At 52.2% G+C, this 2959-nt stretch carries 1 rRNA gene; it reads left to right on the top strand.

Annotated elements, in window-relative coordinates:
• Nucleotides 1-39 precede the first annotated feature (39 nt).
• Nucleotides 40-2947, top strand: a 23S ribosomal RNA gene (locus OGY19_RS02360).
• The last annotated feature ends 12 nt before the right edge of the window (nt 2948-2959 follow it).

Below are 2959 nucleotides of genomic sequence, written 5' to 3'. Positions count from 1 at the left end.
CAACACGGTGGTGTTTTACGAAACATCTTCGGGTTGTGAGGTTAAGCGACTAAGCGTACACGGTGGATGCCCTGGCAGTCAGAGGCGATGAAGGACGTGCTAATCTGCGATAAGCGTCGGTAAGGTGATATGAACCGTTATAACCGGCGATTTCCGAATGGGGAAACCCAGTGTGTTTCGACACACTATCATTACGTGAATACATAGCGTAATGAAGCGAACCGGGGGAACTGAAACATCTAAGTACCCCGAGGAAAAGAAATCAACCGAGATTCCCCCAGTAGCGGCGAGCGAACGGGGAGCAGCCCAGAGTCTGAATCAGCTTGTGTGTTAGTGGAACGGTCTGGAAAGTCCGACGGTACAGGGTGATAGTCCCGTACACCAAAATGCACAGGTTGTGAACTCGAAGAGTAGGGCGGGACACGTGGTATCCTGTCTGAATATGGGGGGACCATCCTCCAAGGCTAAATACTCCTGACTGACCGATAGTGAACCAGTACCGTGAGGGAAAGGCGAAAAGAACCCCGGCGAGGGGAGTGAAAAAGAACCTGAAACCGTGTACGTACAAGCAGTGGGAGCCTGATTCGTCAGGTGACTGCGTACCTTTTGTATAATGGGTCAGCGACTTATATTCTGTAGCAAGGTTAACCGTATAGGGGAGCCGAAGGGAAACCGAGTCTTAACTGGGCGTTAAGTTGCAGGGTATAGACCCGAAACCCGGTGATCTAGCCATGGGCAGGTTGAAGGTTGGGTAACACTAACTGGAGGACCGAACCGACTAATGTTGAAAAATTAGCGGATGACTTGTGGCTGGGGGTGAAAGGCCAATCAAACCGGGAGATAGCTGGTTCTCCCCGAAAGCTATTTAGGTAGCGCCTCGTGAACTCATCTTCGGGGGTAGAGCACTGTTTCGGCTAGGGGGTCATCCCGACTTACCAACCCGATGCAAACTGCGAATACCGAAGAATGTTATCACGGGAGACACACGGCGGGTGCTAACGTCCGTCGTGAAGAGGGAAACAACCCAGACCGCCAGCTAAGGTCCCAAAGTCACAGTTAAGTGGGAAACGATGTGGGAAGGCACAGACAGCCAGGATGTTGGCTTAGAAGCAGCCATCATTTAAAGAAAGCGTAATAGCTCACTGGTCGAGTCGGCCTGCGCGGAAGATGTAACGGGGCTAAACTGTGCACCGAAGCTGCGGCAGCGACACTATGTGTTGTTGGGTAGGGGAGCGTTCTGTAAGCCGTTGAAGGTGTGTCGTGAGGCATGCTGGAGGTATCAGAAGTGCGAATGCTGACATAAGTAACGATAATGCGGGTGAAAAACCCGCACGCCGGAAGACCAAGGGTTCCTGTCCAACGTTAATCGGGGCAGGGTGAGTCGACCCCTAAGGCGAGGCCGAAAGGCGTAGTCGATGGGAAACAGGTTAATATTCCTGTACTTGGTGTTACTGCGAAGGGGGGACGGAGAAGGCTATGTTAGCCGGGCGACGGTTGTCCCGGTTTAAGCATGTAGGCGGAGGTTCCAGGTAAATCCGGTACCTTTTTAACGCTGAGGTGTGATGACGAGGCACTACGGTGCTGAAGTAACAAATGCCCTGCTTCCAGGAAAAGCCTCTAAGCATCAGGTAACACGAAATCGTACCCCAAACCGACACAGGTGGTCAGGTAGAGAATACCAAGGCGCTTGAGAGAACTCGGGTGAAGGAACTAGGCAAAATGGTGCCGTAACTTCGGGAGAAGGCACGCTGATATGTAGGTGAAGTGATTTACTCATGGAGCTGAAATCAGTCGAAGATACCAGCTGGCTGCAACTGTTTATTAAAAACACAGCACTGTGCAAACACGAAAGTGGACGTATACGGTGTGACGCCTGCCCGGTGCCGGAAGGTTAATTGATGGGGTTATCCGTAAGGAGAAGCTCTTGATCGAAGCCCCGGTAAACGGCGGCCGTAACTATAACGGTCCTAAGGTAGCGAAATTCCTTGTCGGGTAAGTTCCGACCTGCACGAATGGCGTAATGATGGCCAGGCTGTCTCCACCCGAGACTCAGTGAAATTGAACTCGCTGTGAAGATGCAGTGTACCCGCGGCAAGACGGAAAGACCCCGTGAACCTTTACTATAGCTTGACACTGAACACTGGTCCTTGATGTGTAGGATAGGTGGGAGGCTTTGAAGTGTGGACGCCAGTCTGCATGGAGCCAACCTTGAAATACCACCCTTTAATGGCTGGTGTTCTAACGTGGACCCGTAATCCGGGTTGCGGACAGTGTCTGGTGGGTAGTTTGACTGGGGCGGTCTCCTCCTAAAGAGTAACGGAGGAGCACGAAGGTTAGCTAATCCTGGTCGGACATCAGGAGGTTAGTGCAAAGGCATAAGCTAGCTTGACTGCGAGAGTGACGGCTCGAGCAGGTGCGAAAGCAGGTCTTAGTGATCCGGTGGTTCTGAATGGAAGGGCCATCGCTCAACGGATAAAAGGTACTCCGGGGATAACAGGCTGATACCGCCCAAGAGTTCATATCGACGGCGGTGTTTGGCACCTCGATGTCGGCTCATCACATCCTGGGGCTGAAGTAGGTCCCAAGGGTATGGCTGTTCGCCATTTAAAGTGGTACGCGAGCTGGGTTTAGAACGTCGTGAGACAGTTCGGTCCCTATCTGCCGTGGGCGCTGGAGAATTGAGGGGGGCTGCTCCTAGTACGAGAGGACCGGAGTGGACGCATCACTGGTGTTCGGGTTGTCATGCCAATGGCATTGCCCGGTAGCTAAATGCGGAAGAGATAAGTGCTGAAAGCATCTAAGCACGAAACTTGCCCCGAGATGAGTTCTCCCTGAGACTATAAGTCTCCTGAAGGAACGTTAAAGACGATGACGTTGATAGGTCGGGTGTGTAAGTGTAGCGATACATTGAGCTAACCGATACTAATGAACCGTGAGGCTTAACCTTACAACGCCGAAG

It is taken from the genome of Citrobacter sp. Cy070 (assembly GCF_030332245.1).
GTDB classification, from domain to species: Bacteria; Pseudomonadota; Gammaproteobacteria; order Enterobacterales; family Enterobacteriaceae; genus Citrobacter; species Citrobacter youngae.
Note: the sequence above shows the minus strand (reverse complement) of the source record. Positions and strands in the feature narration are given on the sequence as shown.